The sequence below is a fragment of the Cognatishimia maritima genome, from assembly GCF_900129685.1.
GTDB lineage: Bacteria > Pseudomonadota > Alphaproteobacteria > Rhodobacterales > Rhodobacteraceae > Cognatishimia > Cognatishimia maritima.
In genome coordinates this window covers 223,729-241,157 of sequence record NZ_FQWM01000005.1, presented here as the reverse complement: position 1 = coordinate 241,157, position 17,429 = coordinate 223,729, and the positions used below count along the sequence as shown (strand labels likewise).

18 protein-coding genes are annotated in these 17,429 nt (G+C 56.5%); 8 read left to right on the top strand and 10 right to left on the bottom strand.

Annotation, left to right across the window (positions count from 1 at the left end; genetic code table 11):
* The 3 genes from BUA39_RS16840 to BUA39_RS12360 form a co-directional block, all read left to right on the top strand.
* A partial coding sequence (locus BUA39_RS16840; RefSeq protein WP_207546228.1) for a hypothetical protein occupies positions 1-1,101 on the top strand: 1,101 nt, incomplete at its 5' end.
* Between the two features lie 105 nt (positions 1,102-1,206).
* A complete protein-coding gene (locus BUA39_RS12365; protein ID WP_072793510.1) occupies positions 1,207-2,907 on the top strand; it encodes a type I secretion system permease/ATPase in 1,701 nt (566 codons plus the stop codon).
* A gap of 3 nt (positions 2,908-2,910) precedes the next feature.
* Complete coding sequence (locus BUA39_RS12360) at positions 2,911-4,416, top strand: HlyD family type I secretion periplasmic adaptor subunit (protein ID WP_084604956.1); 1,506 nt, start codon at positions 2,911-2,913, stop codon at positions 4,414-4,416.
* A gap of 144 nt (positions 4,417-4,560) precedes the next feature.
* On the opposite strand, the gene BUA39_RS16610 is transcribed toward BUA39_RS12360, so the two are convergent.
* Positions 4,561-4,815 carry a hypothetical protein gene (locus BUA39_RS16610; protein ID WP_084604954.1) on the bottom strand — a complete coding sequence of 85 codons (255 nt, stop codon included), beginning with the start codon at positions 4,813-4,815 and terminating at the stop codon, positions 4,561-4,563.
* 304 nt (positions 4,816-5,119) lie between these two features.
* On the opposite strand from BUA39_RS16610, the gene BUA39_RS12350 reads away from it, so the two are divergent.
* Both BUA39_RS12350 and BUA39_RS12345 read left to right on the top strand, forming a co-directional pair.
* Positions 5,120-6,340: a hypothetical protein gene (locus tag BUA39_RS12350; protein WP_131814600.1), complete on the top strand. Its 1,221-nt coding sequence runs from the start codon at positions 5,120-5,122 to the stop codon at positions 6,338-6,340.
* Entirely contained in the window at positions 6,337-7,443 is a 1,107-nt protein-coding gene (locus tag BUA39_RS12345; RefSeq protein WP_072793508.1) for an Ig-like domain-containing protein, read from the top strand. Before BUA39_RS12350 ends, BUA39_RS12345 begins: the two co-directional genes overlap by 4 nt.
* Positions 7,444-7,553: 110 nt before the next feature.
* On the opposite strand, the gene BUA39_RS12340 is transcribed toward BUA39_RS12345, so the two are convergent.
* The 8 genes from BUA39_RS12340 to BUA39_RS12305 all read right to left on the bottom strand — a co-directional run bounded on the left by BUA39_RS12340 (position 7,554) and on the right by BUA39_RS12305 (position 14,397).
* The gene (locus BUA39_RS12340) at positions 7,554-8,246 is read right to left on the bottom strand and encodes a 2OG-Fe(II) oxygenase (RefSeq protein ID WP_072793507.1); all 693 of its coding nucleotides are present in this window, start codon (positions 8,244-8,246) and stop codon (positions 7,554-7,556) included.
* Entirely contained in the window at positions 8,243-9,289 is a 1,047-nt protein-coding gene (gene ada / locus BUA39_RS12335; RefSeq protein ID WP_072793506.1) for a bifunctional DNA-binding transcriptional regulator/O6-methylguanine-DNA methyltransferase Ada, read from the bottom strand. The genes BUA39_RS12340 and ada overlap by 4 nt, the downstream gene beginning before the upstream one ends.
* Positions 9,290-9,350: 61 nt before the next feature.
* The gene (alkB, locus tag BUA39_RS12330; protein WP_072793505.1) at positions 9,351-9,989 is read right to left on the bottom strand and encodes a DNA oxidative demethylase AlkB; all 639 of its coding nucleotides are present in this window, start codon (positions 9,987-9,989) and stop codon (positions 9,351-9,353) included.
* Between the two features lie 81 nt (positions 9,990-10,070).
* The gene (locus BUA39_RS12325) at positions 10,071-10,832 is read right to left on the bottom strand and encodes an SDR family oxidoreductase (protein WP_072793504.1); all 762 of its coding nucleotides are present in this window, start codon (positions 10,830-10,832) and stop codon (positions 10,071-10,073) included.
* Positions 10,833-11,185: 353 nt separating this feature from the next.
* Positions 11,186-11,872 carry a GFA family protein gene (locus tag BUA39_RS16925; RefSeq protein ID WP_207546227.1) on the bottom strand — a complete coding sequence of 229 codons (687 nt, stop codon included), beginning with the start codon at positions 11,870-11,872 and terminating at the stop codon, positions 11,186-11,188.
* Positions 11,873-11,919: 47 nt separating this feature from the next.
* Positions 11,920-12,669: an SUMF1/EgtB/PvdO family nonheme iron enzyme gene (locus tag BUA39_RS12315; RefSeq protein ID WP_072793503.1), complete on the bottom strand. Its 750-nt coding sequence runs from the start codon at positions 12,667-12,669 to the stop codon at positions 11,920-11,922.
* A gap of 15 nt (positions 12,670-12,684) precedes the next feature.
* Entirely contained in the window at positions 12,685-13,902 is a 1,218-nt protein-coding gene (nirK, locus tag BUA39_RS12310) for a copper-containing nitrite reductase (RefSeq protein WP_072793502.1), read from the bottom strand.
* Between the two features lie 54 nt (positions 13,903-13,956).
* The gene (locus BUA39_RS12305) at positions 13,957-14,397 is read right to left on the bottom strand and encodes a pseudoazurin (RefSeq protein WP_072793501.1); all 441 of its coding nucleotides are present in this window, start codon (positions 14,395-14,397) and stop codon (positions 13,957-13,959) included.
* A gap of 161 nt (positions 14,398-14,558) precedes the next feature.
* On the opposite strand from BUA39_RS12305, the gene BUA39_RS12300 reads away from it, so the two are divergent.
* Positions 14,559-15,287, top strand: coding sequence for a Crp/Fnr family transcriptional regulator (locus tag BUA39_RS12300; protein WP_110721851.1), 729 nt, complete (start codon positions 14,559-14,561; stop codon positions 15,285-15,287).
* Here BUA39_RS12300 and BUA39_RS12295 read toward each other — a convergent pair.
* Positions 15,282-15,491, bottom strand: coding sequence for a DUF1858 domain-containing protein (locus BUA39_RS12295; protein ID WP_072793500.1), 210 nt, complete (start codon positions 15,489-15,491; stop codon positions 15,282-15,284). The genes BUA39_RS12300 and BUA39_RS12295 overlap by 6 nt on opposite strands.
* Before the next feature lie 120 nt (positions 15,492-15,611).
* Here BUA39_RS12295 and BUA39_RS12290 point away from each other — a divergent pair, with 120 nt between their 5' ends.
* Together BUA39_RS12290 and BUA39_RS12285 are read left to right on the top strand one after the other, a co-directional pair.
* Complete coding sequence (locus BUA39_RS12290) at positions 15,612-16,064, top strand: c-type cytochrome (RefSeq protein ID WP_072793499.1); 453 nt, start codon at positions 15,612-15,614, stop codon at positions 16,062-16,064.
* 12 nt (positions 16,065-16,076) lie between these two features.
* Positions 16,077-17,426 (top strand): cbb3-type cytochrome c oxidase subunit I, encoded by a 1,350-nt coding sequence (locus BUA39_RS12285; protein WP_072793498.1) that lies wholly within the window; start codon positions 16,077-16,079, stop codon positions 17,424-17,426.
* Positions 17,427-17,429: the final 3 nt, after the last annotated feature.

Sequence of the window (17,429 nt, the reverse complement as noted above, 5' to 3'; positions counted from 1 at the left end):
GTTGGTGTGTCAGGTCAGGATGCGAATGGCACGCAGGGCGTTGCGGAAGCGCTGAACTTCGGCAACTTCGATAACATCGATATCACTGGCTACAAGTGGGCCGATATCAACGGCAACGGAGTCTGGGATGAAGGTGAAAAAGGGCTGAACGACTTCGTAATCTACTTAGATACCGACGAAGACCCAACTAATGGTTTCATCCGTATGATGACCACAGAGAATGATGGCACCTACGATGGCTTCTATTCATTCCAAGATGTCACCCCTGCTGAGATCAACGGTGCCACAACACTCTATGTCTATGAAGGCGTGGAGCCGGGCTATACCCAAACCTATGGCGGATACAGCATTGATGTCGCCAGCGGTGCGGTTGTCGAAGGGACCTATAGGGAAACCGAAGATGGCAACTTCGGGAACCATATGATGGAAGGTGCCAACCGGACGCCGGGCTTCTGGCAGTCCACCTTGGGTAAGTCGCTTTATGATGGCGACCCGGACAACCAAGGCGACGCTAATGGCGACGGCATTCCAGATGGCAATAAAGACTTCGAAGAAGAAGGATGGAGTGAAGAGGATCTACTGATCAAATATGGCATCGACCTTGAAGGAGGCGACGGGATTAACGATCACTTCCTTGTCTGGGATGAAAACGGCAACGGAGTATTGGACGGCGACGACATTGCCCTGACGTTCGAAGAGCTTTGCGGCTGGGTCGAAGGTGGCGGGACCGGCAAACGTGACTATGTCGAAGTTCTGCAGCGCGATGTTGGTGCGACGTTCCTCAATCTGCTGAACAACTCCAGTTTGGCGGGCAGCGATGATGTGATCATGGATGGCGACATCGAGGACTCCTACGAAGCTGCGATCATGTTCATCATGGATAATGAAATGAAGGGCAGCAAAAAAGCGATGCAGAAAGACTGGAAGGACTACGGGTCTGCAGCGCACAATGAGCTTGATGCCTACAACAACAACGGACAGGTCTTTGACGCGGAAAGCGGAACCTTTGTTCAAACCGTGATGGATGGCGATGATCTATCCAAACAAACGGCTCAGAACTACTTTGATGCCGAAGACGCTTACGAGCTGTTCGTTGCATAATCCGGAATCAGGGCGACCCGATCGGGTCGCCCTTTCCATTTCTGGGGCGAGCCGTGCACGACCGATCGCATCGTTGCGATCCATACGATGGTTTGAGGGATATTGATGGCGCAACGAAATCTGCTGGAAAAGATTCTGAAAGCTGGGCGACAACAGTTTCCCAGCCTTTTTGTCCTTAGTTTTCTGACAAACCTGCTTTTGCTGGTCTCTTCAATTTATATGCTTCAGGTTTTTGACCGCGTGCTGGCGAGCGGGTCTATCGACACCTTAATTTGGCTGACAATCATCGCTGTGCTTGCCATTCTCTCATACGGGTTTCTTGAATTTGCACGCCGCAAGATCCTGTCACGTAACAGTACTTGGATTGTCGAGAACCTGTCGCCTGAAATTCTGCGCCGGAATGTGTCTGCGCGCCTCAAAGTGGGGCGCAGCCCGGCCAGCCTAGGGGACGTACGTGATCTGCGCAATTTTGTCGGTGGCGACGCCATATTGGCGTTCTTTGATGCGCCCTGGTCACCGGTCTTTATTGCAATCATTTGGCTCATGCACCCTATTCTGGGCGTCATAGCTGTTACCGGCGCTGTGGTCCTGCTGACCATTGGGATCCTAAATGATGTCATAACGCGCCGACCAATGGCGCAATCCAACGCGCATATGCGCCAAGTCTATGGCGATGCTGAAGCCTTTGTGCACAACGCCGATGTGCTAGAAGGGATGGGCATGACGGAAACCGTCGCGCAGCGATGGAGGCAACGCTATGGTGAGGCCGAGCGCGAGGGCGCGGGTGCCGTTGAAGCGGCGCTTATCCTCTACAATATGTCACGGTCGATCCGCTTAGGCTTTCAGATTGCAATCCTTGGAGCTGGGGCAGCACTGGTGCTGCGGGCGGAACTTACAGCGGGGGGAATGATCGCGGCGTCAATCATTCTTGCGCGCGCGCTCTCACCTGTTGAACGTGCGATATCGGCATGGAAAGGGTTTGGGTCTTATCGACTTGCCAAGGCCAAACTTGCACATCTGTTTCGTATTACGGATGCGCCGGCTGACCGCATTAGCCTGGAGAAACCAAAAGGCCGACTGAGTGCACGGGAGCTTAGGTATCTCGCGCCAGAGACACAGGAAGCTTTGATCAAAACCGTAACATTCCAGTTGTCTCCGGGTCAGATTTGCGCGGTTCTCGGGCCGTCAGGCAGCGGTAAATCCAGCCTGTGCCGGCTACTCGTCGGGGCGTGGAAGCCGAGCTTTGGCGAGGTTCGCCTTGACGGTGCGGATATGCAAGAGTGGCCAAGTGAAGAACGTGGGCGCTATGTCGGGTTTTTGCCGCAGGATGTCGATCTTTTCTCAGGCACAATTGCAGAGAACATCGCACGTATGGGTCCCGTCATTGACGAAAAGGTTCTCGCTGCGGCCCAAAAGTCCGGTGCCCATGATATGATCCTTTCGCTGCCCGAAGGCTATGAAACCCAACTCGGGCTCTATAGCGATCAGCTTTCTGGCGGCCAGAAGCAACGCATAGGCCTCGCGCGTGCACTTTATGGGGACCCAAGTCTTTTGGTTCTGGACGAGCCGAGCTCAAACCTTGACGGGAACGGTGAGATCGCGCTGCAAAAGGCTTTGCAATTGATGAAAGCGGCAGCTCAGACGGTTGTCGTCGTCACCCACGTGCCGTCCTTGTTAAAGCAGGCGGACAAGATCGCCGTCGTCAACGCCGGGACGATGATCAAATTCGGAGACCGTGATGAAATATTGAAAGACATGATTCCGAAAGACCGTGTGCCGCACCAGAAACCTCACGCAGCGGAGTGACAAATGCGCAGTCTCACTACTTTGAAAGACATGTGGTTCAACCTATTCGCTGATGTTGAAAATCAGTCAGCACAATTTAGTGAGGCAAACCCTACGACGCTTTCCGCCGGGGACGCCGCCATTATCACCTTTGGCGTCATTTTTTTCCTCGTCGCGCTTTTGCTGGTACGCGTTTTGCTGCGGAAAGATATCCCTGACCAAACGGGTGGATCGCTCGCGCATGTGACACGCAGCGCGCGCTGGCTTGGCCTGATCGTTGCGCTACTCTTCTTTGGATTTTTTGGCGGTTGGGCGGCCCACGCGCCTTTGTCCAGCGCCGCGGTTGCACCGGGTGTCGTTAGCCCTGATGGATCTCGCAAAACGGTTCAGCATCTGGAAGGTGGCATCATTGAACGTATTCATGTGCGAGAGGGTCAAAAAGTGACCTCCGGCGAAACGCTGATTACACTTGAAAACGTGCGCGCTCTTGCGCGCCTTGACGAACTCCGAGAGCGATTGATCTTTTTGCTGGCAACCGAGGCGCGCTTGATTGCCGAAATTAACGAACAATCCGTGGTCTCTTTCAATTTTCCCGACACATTGACCGAAGTAGCGCCCGCGCAGGTCGAAATTGCACAAAAGGGGCAGAAACAGCTGTTTGAAAGCCGCCGGGATAGTCTGTCGGCACAGGCCCGTATTCTTGCCAAGCGTATTGATCAGCTAAATGAGGAAATCGCAGGTCTGGATGAAGTGATCCTTGCACAGAACGAACAACTTGCCTTGTTGACCCAAGAAATTGACGTTACGCGCGGACTGTATGAGCAAGGGCTGCAACGCTTGTCGCCTTTGCTGACCCTACAACGTCAGGAAGCGGACCTGAAAGCAGAACGTGCCTCAAACCGCGCCTCCATTGCACGTTTGGGTCAACAGATAGGGGAGACGGAGCTGCAGCTCTCGGCCCTGAATCAACAAACCCGTGAAGAGGTCAGCGAGGAACTCAGCCGTGTCCGCAATGAGGTCGCGACATTGCGGTCTCAACTTCCTGAACGTCAGGATGCATTACGGCGCACAACGGTGGTCGCGCCGATTTCTGGGCAGGTTCTGAATATTAAGGTCACCACGGAATCGGGCGGCGTGCTGCGACCAGGGGATGCGATCTTGGATATTGTGCCTGACGACTCTGTCATGATCATTGATGCACGTGTCAGCCCACAGGACATCGACACTGTTTACCCGGGCATGCAGGCGCAGGTCCTTCTGACAGCCTATACGCAACGCAATCTGCCACGGCTGTACGGCGCGCTTCAAAGCATTTCAGCTGACCGTCTCGTGGATGAACGCACCGGCGAGCCATATTTTCTCGCGAAAGTCACTGTCCGCGCGGACGAAGTCGCTGCAATGGGTGATGCTGTCTCACTTAGCGTTGGCATGCCCGCCGACGTCATGCTTTTGACCGGCGAACGCACAGTGCTTGATTATCTCATCACTCCATTCGTCGATAGCCTTCGCGCAAGTTTCCGAGAAAGCTGAGGCGCCTAAAAACGACGCATAAGCCATCACAAAAAGGATGTTTGTGCGTATGCGCTGATTGCTCTGACACTGTCCGCCGTCAGGGTTTTTGGAGGCAATGGCAGCTTAAACTAAGAGAGAGTTTGGCCCTTCTAATTGGTTTAACTATGCGGCGCGCTGGCTGTGATGCAAATGGCGTGCTTCGCGGGTCTTTCGTTCGTCCCCGTCTCTCTGTTTTAGAATGGCTTTGTCACGCCCGAAATAGACGTCGGCAGGTGTGACGTTGGTTATGAGCAGGCGCGGCTTATGCACGACATGAACTTGGTTGCAGTCAGATGCCAGCAAGGCCAGATCAAGAGTATCCTTCACTTCGTCCGTGTTGGCGGCGGCCCGGGCCGTGTCACCAGCGAGCTGCTTCATCCAGGCGTCTATGAAGCCCTTTGACCATTTGTAGTAGTCACCCCGGTAAATGCCTTCACGACGGCAAAACGCGTCTCTGACAATTCCCTTCGGCACTAGAAAACCACTATGGCCGCAAGAACCGGAGTTCTTGTTCGGTCACGCGCTGCCAAAACCTGGTGAGTGACGATGAGGACACGTCGGCAAAACGGACGAGGAAGGCCTAATTGCGGCTGTGCTCCATGTGCCACCGATTTTGCCACACGATGTGATTCATCGCACCTCCAAACTGCGAGACTGCCATTTGGCAGCGAAAGGGAAAATGATGAAACTAAAGTCAGTTGCCAGAGCCACGTCTCTGGCCGGAATTTTGTGTGCCGCGACGACGATCTCGGCGGATGAGGTGGGTGCGATGCGCTCCGCCGGGGCGCTTGCATTCGGGGACGGCGACGTCCTTTTTGTGGGCGACAGCAAAGCCGGTGTTGTGCATGCCTTCGACTTCGACGCCGAGGATTTCGCCAATCAGTCCGAGGTTTTCCTGGGGCGGATGGAAACCTCTGAAGGCTGGACGCTTGTCAATAATATCGACGCCGAGATTGCCGGGCTTCTGGGGGTTCACCCCTATGACGTCATGATCAATGACATGGCAGTACACCCGTCCAGCCAACAGGTGTTTCTGTCGGTGCATCGGGGTGTTGGCCCGGATGCCGAGCCGGTGATCGTCAAAGTCGATCAGGGCACTGTGGCACTTGTCGATCTGACGGCGGCGTCCTACAGCCAGACATCGGTTGGAGATCTGCCCGGATCTGACGGGCTGGAGTTCGGGCAGGACCTGCGCGACCTCGCGATCACCGATATCGACTTCTACGAGGGTGAGATCTTTGTCGCCGGTGTCGGCACTGGTGACTTTGCGTCGAACCTTCGCCGCATCGCCTATCCGTTCACTGGTGAGGTCGCCACATCTTCAATCGAAATCTGGCATGCGGTCCACGCCCAGTTTGAAACCTGCGCTCCTATCATCAGCCAGCAGATCCACGAGATCAACGGCGTACCGACTCTTGTGGCGGTTTATGCCTGTACGCCCCTCGTGCGTATTCCCCTGAGCGAGTTGAAGGATGGGGCGCATGTGCGGGGTGAGATGATCGGAGAACTGGGCTATGGCAGCACCCCGATCGACATGATCAGCTATACCGATCCGATGGATCAAAACGATTATGTTCTGATCACCAGCACAAGTCGTTCGGCCAAGCGTGTTTCGTTGGCGGACATCGGCAGCGTCGAGGCCATGCCAACGGAGGCACCCAACAACTTCGGCCCTGCCGGTATCGGCCAATTCCCGATGCCGACCGAAGCCGAGCACTTGGCTATGCTGAACCCGTACTGGTCGGTTGCGGTGCGTCGGAACGTGAAGGATTCGCGCAAGCTGGACCTAGTTTCGATCCCGGTTCCGTTCTTCCTGGATCGCGCGATCCACGTCGTCGAGATGAACTTCGAAGGCGCCGCGGATCCGTTTGGCTTCCGCAATCACGAACGGCTGAAACGATGAAATCGGGTCTCTGGCCAATCTTGGCTTTTGCATCGGCGCTTTTTGCGCCGGTGCATTCCGCATTTGCGCTGGAGGGGGTCGCGGTCCTGCCCCCCACATCGGTTGGCGAAGCACTGATTGTGCAAGCAGAGGCCGACCGCCCCTTGCCTGATGGCATGGCAGTCCGCGTATTTCTCGAAGGCGTTGCCACCACGGTTCCGCTTGCGGGTGTTGCGCAGCGGCAAACCGCGCACATCCTATTCCAACCGCAGTTCCCATTTCGCGCGAACACCTTCTACCGTGTCGAGATACACCCGGATTGTCCCACAGGGGGGTGCAGGGAAGGCTGGCAGCCTCAGGCACGTTTCGCGATGGAAAGTCCGGCAGCGCAATCCGCACCACGGGTGCTTGCGATCCACCCACCCTCAAAGGTCTTGCCGTCCAATGTGCTGCGCATCCACGTCGGGTACTCTCAACCTATGGCGCAAGGTGATGTCTATCGACATATTTCAATCCTCGACGAAAAGGGGGTGCCGCTTCGCGATCCCTTCCTTAATCTTCGGCGCGGTCTTTGGAATGACACGCAAACGCGGCTGACCATCCTATTCGATCCCGGTCGGCTTAAGCGGGGTGTTGGTCCGAACCTGACGGTTGGAACGCCGCTTGAGCCCGGTCGGACATATACGCTGATGGTTTCGGGGGACATGCGCGCCGCCGACGGGACGCCGTTGGGCGCGGATCATGAATTTGCCTTTGCGGTGGAATCGCCGGTCTATGCCCAACTGGACCTTGAAGACTGGGATGTGATGCCACCGCTGGACCGGACCGACCCACTTTTGGTGGGTACCGATGTTTCCCTAGATCAAGTGGGTCTTGAGCAGAATGTCCGTGTTCTGGACGCGATCGGGAATGAGGTTGCGGGCCGGATCGAGACCGACTTGGGCACCCCCGGCTGGCGCTTCATGCCAGATCGAGACTGGGCCGCCGGGTCTTACCGGGTTGTGATCAAGGCCGATCTCGAAGACGTGTCAGGCAACTCGTTCCGAACACCTTTTGATGTTGCCCCGAATACAGTGGTCGCCACGGTTCCCGATCAGTTTGTTTTGTCGTTCTCCGTGGAATGAGCCCTTTTTCGCACATTGTCAGACGCTCTAACCCATGGCTCACCTGAAAAATTCCCCGAACGCCAGATTGAGGGCGTTCGGGGTTCCCTGCGATTGCGGTAGGCTCAGCCCTATTGGGCGTCGTGAAAGATGATACCCAATGTGTGCCGGGTCCCGCTTTTGATGCGGCTGACGCCATGGCGCATCTTCACGCGATAATCGCGCTTGGTGCCGGCGACGGGCCGGTCTCGCACTGCAAAGACGACAGCATCACCTTGATTCAGCGTTACAACCTCTGCCCGGCTTTGCATACGCGGTCGTTGCTCGGTCAGGACAAACTCCCCGCCTTCGAAATCTGCACCGGGCTGAGACAGTAGCACCGCGACCTGAAGCGGGAACAGCAGCTCTCCGTAGACATCCTGATGAAGGCAATTGAAATCGCCAGTCCCGTATTGCAGCAACAGTGGCGTCGGGCGCAGCTGTCCAGCAGCATGGCAGGCCTTCAGGTAGTCGGCATGATCGGTGGGAAACCGGCTGTCCAATCCCATCCGCGCGTTCCACGCGTTGGCGACCGGAACAAGCAATGGGTAAAGTTGCGTGCGCAGATCCTGAACAAGTTGCGGCAGGGGATAGGAAAAATACTTGTACTCGCCCTTTCCAAATCCATGCCGGGCCATGTGGATGTGGCTCCGAAACGCGTCACTCCCCGGATAGATCGAGGACAGCGCGGTGCATTCGGCTGGTGAAAGCAGCCCCTTTAGCGTCGCACAGCCAAAACGGTTAAGATCTGAGACGAGGTTGTCGGTTGATGGCTGAAGTGTCATGCCGTTGCCTCGCGTTGCAGAAGGTCTCGTTTGCGCTCGATGCCCCAGCGGTATCCGGACAGGTCGCCATCCGAGCGCACCACCCGGTGGCAGGGGACCGCGACGGCGATGTTGTTGGCACCACAGGCCTGCGCCACCGCGCGAGAGGATTTGGGCGCGCCAATCCGGTTGGCGATGTCCTGATAGCTGGCCGTGACCCCGGTCGGGATATCGCGCAGAGCTTCCCAAACCTTTTGCTGAAAGGCCGTGCCGCGAATGTCGAGCGGAAGGTCGAAACCGCGCGATGGATCATCCACAAACCTGATCACATGCCCGATCACGCGCTGATAGTCGAGATCGTCGCCGATCAGATCGGCGTTCGGAAAGCGCGACTGAAGATCTTCGAGTACGGCCTCTGGCGTGTCGCCGAAAAGAAGCGCGCAGACTCCGGTTGCGGAACTGGCGACGAGCACGGAGCCCAGTGAGCAGTCTCCGATTGCAAAGAGGATGCGGACATCCTTGCCGCCCTTGCGCAGCTGAGTTGGCGTCATCCCTAGGGACTGCGTCGCGTTCTCATAAAACCGGCTGCTGGAGTTGTAACCCGCATCATAAATCGCCGTGGTGATCGACACCTCGCTTTGCGCCACCTGCGCCCTGAATTTTTCGACGCGGTGCGCCTTGGCATAAGCCTTGGGTGTCACGCCAAGTGCGGCTTTGAACCTGCGCTGGAAGTGGAAGGGGCTCACGCCGAACGTGTCTGCGATTTCCGTCAGCTTTGGCTCTTCCTCGGCCTGCTCGATCAGGCGGCAAGCTTTGGCAATCATTTCGGCCCATTTGTCGCGCGCGGCTTGCTGATCCGGCTTGCATCGCAGGCAGGGGCGATAGCCGTGAGATTCAGCACTGCGCGGCGTGTCATAGAACGCTACGTTCTTGCGCTTGGGGCGTCGCGATGGGCAATCGGTGCGGCAGTAGATGCCAGTCGAGGCGACGGCATAAAAAAATTGGGGGTCTGGATTGGGAACACGGTTCACGACGGCGTCCCACATATAATCAGTGTTTTGCATGATGTCCTCGCTCAATACTTGCGAAAAGCTGCGCCCCTCCTGGACGCTGTGGTTCCAGCGATCATTGCGATCGGCGAAACGTAAGGTTCAGGCGCTGCGCGCCATACTCAGGATGTATGCCCTTGCGAATGGTGCGTACCCCATGAAAAGCCAACCGCGATGGCCCGCCCCAAACCAGCACATCGCCGTGCCGCATCGGGACAAGTTGAACTGGGTCGCTGCGCTTGAGCCCGCCGATTTCAAACGTCGCGGGCAGGCCCAGCGACACCGAGACAATCGGGTGATCAAAGTCGCGTTCATTCTTGTCCTGGTGCAGGGACAGCCGGGTTCCCGGCACATAAAGATTGATCAGACATGCGTCCGGGGTAAACAACGGGTACCCGGCCCGCGCAGCGGCATCCAGCGCCAGGGCCATGAATACCTCCGGCATGTTTGGCCAATGCCGCCCCGTCAGAGGGTCCCTATCCAGGTAAGCATATCCGCTTGGGCCGCTGACCCATCCGAAATCGCCGCAGTTCGTCATTGCGACCGACATCTTGTGCCCTCCGGGCGTGATCATGTGCCGGGTCGGTGCCTGAACCAGAACATCGTCCAAGGCAGTTTTGATATCTGCAAGATATGGCTGGCCGAACGCGCGCAGCATCTTGGCCCCGTCCGGCAGAAGTCTGGTGTCGTCCAGTGGGAAAAGCTCTGTCTGCATTTAACCTCTCCGTAGTCACTTATGCGACACATGGGATGAACCGGGCTGCAAAGCAGCCCGGTTCTTGCGCATTGCACCCGATCAGACCTTGTTGATCGAGTTTCCGCCGTCCACGATCATGGCGCTTCCGGTGACAAAGCTAGAATTGTCCGACGCCAGGAACAGCGCCGCTTTCGCGATCTCTTCTGGTTCAGCCATGCGCTTGAGCGCATGAAGGGACTCTAAGAAGCCCTTCGTGCCTTCGTTGGTGTCCCAGTCTCCCGCCATCGCCGTTTTTGTGCCACCCGGCAGCAAAGTGTTGGCTCGGATTCCATCGGCCCCATGTTCCGTTGCCAGAACTTGGGCAAGCCCGATCAGACCCGACTTACTGGCGGCGTAAGCCCCCATTCCGGGGAAAGCGGCGGTATGGCCAACGAAACTGGACGTGAAGATGATCGACCCACCCCCGCTGCGCTTCATGGCAGGGATTTGGTGTTTGGCGGCATAGAAGGCACTGGTAAGGTTGGTTTTGACAACCGCGTCCCAATTCTCCGAGCTCATGTCCGGCACCGGAACGGCATCGCCGATCGCGCCGGCATTGTTCAGCGCAGCATTCAGGCCTCCGAATTCACCTTCGGCAAGATCGACCAACGCCTTGACATAGCCCTCTTCGCCCACGTCACCAGGCAGGGAAACGACCCGCCCGTTGCTTTGCGTGATCTGGCTGGCGATCGAACGAAGTTCGCCCTCGCGACGTGCGCCAAGAACAAGATTTGCCCCTTCTTTTGCGAACAAAAGCGCAGCGGCGGCGCCGATGCCACTGCTTGCGCCTGCGATGATCACGGTTTTGTCTTTGAGTTGCATCCTGTTTTACTCCTCAGTGATGTCTGAGGGTAAAAAGCCGGAACCTCGCGTGGCAAAATATCCGTTTCTTGTGGTCGAAGCAAAAAACGAGAAAAGGGTTGATCTCGGGCAGTGCCCGGCAGTGCCCGGCAGCGCTCGGAAACGGCAACTCAATCTCTTTTCATCGGCCTTGTTCAGTTGCAGGCGTTTCTGACCAGAACTACCGCCAGACCCGGTATCGTGAGACAAACGGCCCTAATCAGAACTGCAAATTTCTGAACGCTCAGGAAGCTACCTTCCGGTAGTTTGATGGCAATGGCAGCGATCCCCTTTTTTGTGTGATAAACGGGGCAGCCGTGAAAAGCTCATAATCTTTAGCTGGTGAAGCACCCTTCATGTCGTTTGCCGGTATCACCGATTTTGTCCCAATTCGCCTTTGAGCCTACAAATAAGTGATGTTTGACTTCCAAACCGTCAATTGCATCAGAAAGCATCCCGGCTGGAACGAACGTGTGTTCATTGTCGTTCTTGCCAGGAGGTGCTGATCCGCAGATAGAGCAAAAATTAGATTCCCAGTCTGCGTCGGGCTTCTTCCAAACCTGCACCTTTTCAACGCCCTTCAGCCAGCGGAAATCTTTGTTTTTGAGAATAACAACAGGAAATCCGGCGCCGCCCGAAAACCTTCGGCATATGCTGCAATGACAGACATAGATTTCCATAGGTGGCGTTTTGATTTCGAATTCAACCGAACCACAGTTGCAATTGCAAATCCACATGTTTTCCATCCAGTTCTGAAACCTCGTCAAAACTTTAGTTTCATATTTCGTTGAAACAAGACAGTAGCTCGTAACCTGCTGCCGTGGACCACCCAGAGAGGACATTGGACAGGCGGTCGAAATGCTGCGGTCGCAGCCGGTGTCGTGGCTTTTCTCTGCGGTAGCGAAATCTCGGGTTCCGCGAATGGGTAAGGTGCGGAGGAAGCCGACTTGTGTAGCCGCGGCTTTAATTGCCGCAGGAAATCTGTGCTGTTGCGGCGAATTCGTTTGATTTGTGAGTTGCACTTCGGTGCAGTCTTCCGATGACACAATTCGACAACAGTGCGCCTCTCTCAAACAGCTTTGTCGCTGATCAGCCGCATCCCGAGGTGAGCGGGTGGCGTACCGACGGCACATCCTCCACGTGCGGGATCGCGGATCAGATAAGACATCGCTGCCAAATGCTCGCCTCCGACGAAGAATGCTGGACAGCGATCAGGGGCAGTGCCACTATCCAATCCGTCGTAACATTCCATCGTCCATTCCCACACGCTGCCGTCGAGATCGACGACGCCTTCGGGGGAAGCAGAAAAACTTCCTTGAGGCCTGAGCGCTCGCGGGGCCAGGCCCTCAACCAGATAGCTAGACGCCCAGGTTAACGACTGGTCCGTAAAGATTGGATCAGGTTTCTCAGGAAGAACAGGTGCGGCCATCGAGTTCCATTCTTCAACAGTTGGTAGCCGGAAATCGTGGCGGCTTCTTTTGTTGATCCAAGAGACATACTGCTGAACGTCGACATAGTTCAGCCCGGTTGCCGGTGTTGTGGCAGGGTCTTGGTCGGGTCGTGCGCGCAAGGTCAGCTCACAGGCACCGTCCTTCGCGCATCTGTTCCATTCGGTCACGGTGACTTCGTACTTTTGCACGTAGACCGAACGCCCATTTGGCAAAACGACGGCCCGCTCGGCCATCGCGGGCATATAGGCTGAAACCGGGCCGCGTTGCGTAAGCGCGACCCAGACGATGCTTGCCGCTGCAAGACTTAAGATGGCAAAACCAAGGGACGTCTTAGCAAGTCTTGTCTCAGTTATTGCAGCGGCCGACATCGTCCTGCTCCTCTCTTAGGTTTCGAAACTGCGCGGGGCGACAACCTGCTCCATTAGTGCGTTGTCCCACTGTCCTTCGACCACCACGTGAGCGGTCGCACCGAGCATTACACCCTCGATGAGGTTGTGGTTCACGTAGGCATAGACACCCGGTTGTTCGAAGGTGTACATCGCTGCAACAGCGCTGCCGCCCCGCACGAACCAGGTTTCCATGTCCTGCAACGGCGCGTCAGTGAACGAGCTTTCCCAAACATAGTTGCCATGCCCGCCGATCAGGTGCGGACGGGAGTCCCGGTTCGCCTGATTGTGGACCATCAGCACAGTCTCACCAACCTTGGCTTTGATCGCGCCTTCGCCCGTCAGGGCACCGACGGCACCGTTGAACACCGAATGGGTTGGGATAAGGCCACGCATCACCTCAAGGCTGTCGGCATAGTCGTCGCCTGCTGCTTCGTAGGTGCGGTAGGCGCCGTTTTCGTCCTTGGGCAGGTAGTAGTCCTGCTCGCCGAAATAGGCGATGCTGTCATAGCGCAGCGGATTGCCGTCCTTGTCCTTCAAGCCATCGCGCGGCAGCACCATAATGGCTCCGTTCATACCATGCGTGACGTGATAGGGGATCATGTCTCCGCCCGGAGCACAGTGATAAGTGAAGCAGCCAGGCTTGGTTGCCTTCCAGCGCAGCACGCATTCCTCGCCGGGATAGACATGGGTCAGGCCACCGCCACCCAGAGCGCCGGTTGATGCGTGGAAATCGATATTGTGCTCCATCATGCTCGACATGGGGTTGCGCAGGGTGAGTTCGACCATGTCGCCTTCGTGGACAACGATCAGTGGGCCCGGCACCGAGCCGTTGTAGGTCAGAGCCCAGATGCTTGCGCCGTTGTCCTCGTCGACAACAATAAGCCGCTCTTCGGTCTCCATGGTGATCTCAACGATCTTCGGACCCCCAGTTGCAACCTGTTCATGCACAGGCGCGAAGGGGGGTGCGACCAGTTCCTGCTTCACGCGGGTGTAGCCGGAAAGGTCCGCTGGTTTGGCATCGCTTGCCACTTCTTCCTTGCCGGCAGCGTTGTAGATTTTGGCCGACGCGGCATTGATGCCGTGCAGTTTTGGTGCCCGAGGTGCAGCCATTGCCCCGGATCCCGTCATTGCAGCGGCACCGACGAGCATGCTGCCGCGCAGTACATTACGGCGGCTTGTCTTCATGAGGCCGGGATTGGTGAATTTGGTCATGGGACCCTCCTTCAGGGTTGGTTTCGAAAGGCGGACATCAGGCCCGCGGATCCGTTAATTCGTTGCGAGATTGGCGAGCTGTGCTTCGAACCGCTCTTTGGCTTTCTGTGGAACCCGACCTTCGAAGAAGTTTTCGGGCACCTCAGCGTCGCCAACGGCGATGGTCATCACCATGCCCATTGCAAAGTGCGGTTTGCAGATCACCCCATAGATGCCTTCCGCGTCCAAAGTGACCTCGATTTCTTCGTTGATCTTGCCTTTGAAACCCTCTGCGCCCGCCGGCATCATGCCCTTGTTCAATTCGGCATTGTGGCCCTTATTCGCCGCGATGAACTTGATCGTGTCGCCGGGTTGCGCATGGATGAAAGCAGGTTCGAAGACCATCCGTCCCCCATCCGCGCCCTTGTTGAGCATCTGAACCTCAAAGGTCTCGGCAAGAGCTGCGCCCCCCAACATGGCGGCGAGAGCGAGACCTGATACAACAGTGCGAAGCATTTCGTTTTCCTTTCGGTTCGCGTTGTTCGTTGAGGACAAGATAAAGATTTTCGCCGAAGAGAACGTTGCGCTGGCTCAAATTCAAACTCGATCGCGCCGCTGATGACTGCGAACCGATAAGCGATGGAAATTACGGTAGCTGTTGTGGCATGACTGCGAGGATGACTGATTTAACACATCGCAAGACTCTGCCGCGGCTCGATGAAAGCCTGCTGACGTATCTGACACCCTTCTCCAAACTGGAGAAGCGCGAGATTCGCAGCATTCTGGATCAGGCGACATCGCGCAGATACGATGAAGGCGTATCGATTTTTGATGAGGGCGCACCCGCCGAACGCTTTTTCATGTTACTTGATGGATATGTGCGGGTGGTGCGGGTTACTCCGACAGGGGAGCAAGTGACGGCTTTGCATATTCCCGCAGGGCAGTTGTTAGGAATTGCAAAGGCGATTGGGCGAGAGACCTACCCAGCAACGGCTGTGACCGCGACCGAATCGATCGTGCTCAGTTGGCCAACCCGGCTTTGGGATGGGTTTGTTGCAGATTATGACGGGTTTGCGACGGAGACCTACAAAACCGTTGGCGACCGTATGGGTGAAATCCACAACCGGGTGATGGAGATGGCAACACAGCAGGTCGAGCAGAGGGTCGCGAATGCGCTGCTTCGGCTGATCAATCAGACAGGGCGCAAAGTATCGGACGGGATCGAGATTGATTTTCCAATCACGCGGCAGGACCTGTCGGAACTCACCGCAACCACGTTACATACGGCCAGTCGCCTTCTCAGCGCCTGGGAGAAACAGGGCCTGGTGCAAAGTAAGCGTAAACGCATCAAGGTACTGGACCCGCACGCGCTTGTCGTGATTTCCCAACCCAAGAGTGATCTATAGCCCCACAGCTTCCATTAACTCTGCGACAAACACGTCATCATCCAGACTGTACTCGACGCAGGCATCTGCGATCGTGTGAAAAGGGCTGATGAGGCACCCGACACAAAGCATCTTGTGCCTGTTAAAAACGGCAATTGTCTGCGGCCAGCGGGACATTATTTCTGACAACGGCAGATCGTAATCATCGAGTTTCTTTTTTCGCATGTGTTTCTCCTGATGACCCGAGGCTAAACTCCCAAAGAGGCAAAACGTTGTGCTGGCGCAAACTTTTACGTTTCGTGCCGCGCTAGAGATCGGTCATCCCGAATTCAAGGAGACCGGCTTATGGCGGAAATTCTGACAAAATCACGGGCGCGAAACATCTTTTACGGGGGCTCGATTTTCTTTGTCGTGGTTTTCGTGGCGATGACCGTCCACTCCCATAGATATGTCGTGAACGTCTCGACGGCAGGTATGCCGCTGAGCGAAGAGGTGGTTCGCGGCAAGCATGTGTGGGAGAAAAATTCCTGCATCAATTGTCACAGCCTGCATGGCGAGGGCGCGTATTTCGCGCCTGAAGTCGGCAACGTGATGACACGCTGGGGCGTGCTCGACAGCCCTGAAGACGCGTTCGAAACTCTCAAGGCCTGGATCGAAAGCCAGCCCAGCGGAATCGAAGGGCGCAGGCAAATGCCGAAATACGAACTGACGGACGAGGACATGCGCAGTCTCGCGGAGTTTCTCCGCTGGGCGGATCAGACCGATACCCAGGGCTGGCCGCCGAACGAGGCCGGATAAGGAGAGGAAACAATGAAATATCAATCACAGAAAGTGGCCTACTGGTACTTCCTTGCGGCCATGGCGCTGTTCGGCATTCAGGTGCTGGGCGGGCTTCTCGCGGGCTGGGTCTATGTCTCGCCCAATTTCCTGTCCGAGCTTTTGCCGTTCAACGTGATCCGCATGATCCACACGAACGCGCTGATCGTGTGGCTGCTGCTTGGCTTCTTTGGCGCGGCGTACTTCCTCATCCCGGAGGAATCGGATCGTGAGCTTTGGTCGCCCAAACTGGCCTATGTTCAGCTGATCATCCTTTTGGTTGGCACACTTGGCGCGGTCGGCAGCTACCTCGTCGGCATCCACGGTGGGCGCGAGTTTTTGGAACAACCTCTTTGGGTGAAGTTCGGTATCCTCGTGGCCGCACTGATCTTCCTTCTCAACATCTCGATGACGGTGCTCGCGGGCAAGAAGACGGCCATCACTAACGTGCTGTTGATGGGCTTGTGGCTTCTGTCGCTGCTTTGGATTTTTGCCTTCATTAACCCCGACAACCTGAGCCTCGACAAGATGTACTGGTGGTTCGTCGTGCACCTCTGGGTGGAGGCCACCTGGGAGCTGGTGATGGCCGCGATCCTCGCCTTTCTACTGCTGAAACTGACGGGTGTTGACCGCGAGGTGGTCGAGAAATGGCTTTATGTCATTGTCGCTACCGCATTGTTCTCTGGAATACTTGGCACCGGACACCACTTCTACTGGATCGGCCTTCCAGGCTACTGGCAGTGGATTGGTTCGATCTTCTCGACCTTCGAGGTTATCCCGTTCTTCCTGATGATGAGCTTCGCCTTCGTCATGGTCTGGAAGGGCCGCAAAAACCACCCGAACAAGGCGGCACTGCTGTGGTCGCTCGGATCTTCAACTGTTGCCTTCTTTGGTGCGGGCGTTTGGGGCTTTCTGCACACGCTGCACGGCGTCAACTTCTACAGCCACGGCACGCAGATCACTGCAGCCCACGGGCACTTGGCCTTCTTCGGAGCCTATGTGGCGCTGAATCTCGCGGTGTTCACCTACGCGATGCCGATGCTGCGCCAACGGGCGCCCTACAACCAGGTGCTGAACATGGTGTCGTTCTGGCTGATGACCGGCGGCATGGCGTTCATGACCTTTGTGCTGACCTTCGCAGGCACCATCCAGACGCATATGCAGCGGGTGGTCGGGGATTACTACATGGACGTGCAGGACAGCCTGTCGGTCTTTTACCTGATGCGCTTCGGGGCTGGGGCGGCCGTGGTGATCGGCGCACTGTTGTTCATCTATTCGATGCTGGTGGTGCGTGATCGCGAGATCATCGCACCAGGGCCCGCCGCCTCGGTTCCGGGAGAATAGGTC

What these genes read in the sequence shown, in the direction of transcription:
- BUA39_RS16610 (WP_084604954.1), bottom strand. Translation starts at nt 4,815, where the DNA reads ATGAAGCAGCTCGCTGGTGACACGGCCCGGGCCGCCGCCAACACGGAC.
- nirK (WP_072793502.1), bottom strand. Translation starts at nt 13,902, where the DNA reads ATGACCAAATTCACCAATCCCGGCCTCATGAAGACAAGCCGCCGTAAT.
- BUA39_RS12365 (WP_072793510.1), top strand. Translation starts at nt 1,207, where the DNA reads ATGGCGCAACGAAATCTGCTGGAAAAGATTCTGAAAGCTGGGCGACAA.
- BUA39_RS12340 (WP_072793507.1), bottom strand. Translation starts at nt 8,246, where the DNA reads ATGACACTTCAGCCATCAACCGACAACCTCGTCTCAGATCTTAACCGT.
- BUA39_RS12325 (WP_072793504.1), bottom strand. Translation starts at nt 10,832, where the DNA reads ATGCAACTCAAAGACAAAACCGTGATCATCGCAGGCGCAAGCAGTGGC.
- BUA39_RS12295 (WP_072793500.1), bottom strand. Translation starts at nt 15,491, where the DNA reads ATGCGAAAAAAGAAACTCGATGATTACGATCTGCCGTTGTCAGAAATA.
- ada (WP_072793506.1), bottom strand. Translation starts at nt 9,289, where the DNA reads ATGCAAAACACTGATTATATGTGGGACGCCGTCGTGAACCGTGTTCCC.
- BUA39_RS12290 (WP_072793499.1), top strand. Translation starts at nt 15,612, where the DNA reads ATGGCGGAAATTCTGACAAAATCACGGGCGCGAAACATCTTTTACGGG.
- BUA39_RS12360 (WP_084604956.1), top strand. Translation starts at nt 2,911, where the DNA reads ATGCGCAGTCTCACTACTTTGAAAGACATGTGGTTCAACCTATTCGCT.
- BUA39_RS12345 (WP_072793508.1), top strand. Translation starts at nt 6,337, where the DNA reads ATGAAATCGGGTCTCTGGCCAATCTTGGCTTTTGCATCGGCGCTTTTT.
- BUA39_RS12300 (WP_110721851.1), top strand. Translation starts at nt 14,559, where the DNA reads ATGACTGATTTAACACATCGCAAGACTCTGCCGCGGCTCGATGAAAGC.
- BUA39_RS12305 (WP_072793501.1), bottom strand. Translation starts at nt 14,397, where the DNA reads ATGCTTCGCACTGTTGTATCAGGTCTCGCTCTCGCCGCCATGTTGGGG.
- alkB (WP_072793505.1), bottom strand. Translation starts at nt 9,989, where the DNA reads ATGCAGACAGAGCTTTTCCCACTGGACGACACCAGACTTCTGCCGGAC.
- BUA39_RS12285 (WP_072793498.1), top strand. Translation starts at nt 16,077, where the DNA reads ATGAAATATCAATCACAGAAAGTGGCCTACTGGTACTTCCTTGCGGCC.
- BUA39_RS12315 (WP_072793503.1), bottom strand. Translation starts at nt 12,669, where the DNA reads ATGTCGGCCGCTGCAATAACTGAGACAAGACTTGCTAAGACGTCCCTT.
- BUA39_RS12350 (WP_131814600.1), top strand. Translation starts at nt 5,120, where the DNA reads ATGAAACTAAAGTCAGTTGCCAGAGCCACGTCTCTGGCCGGAATTTTG.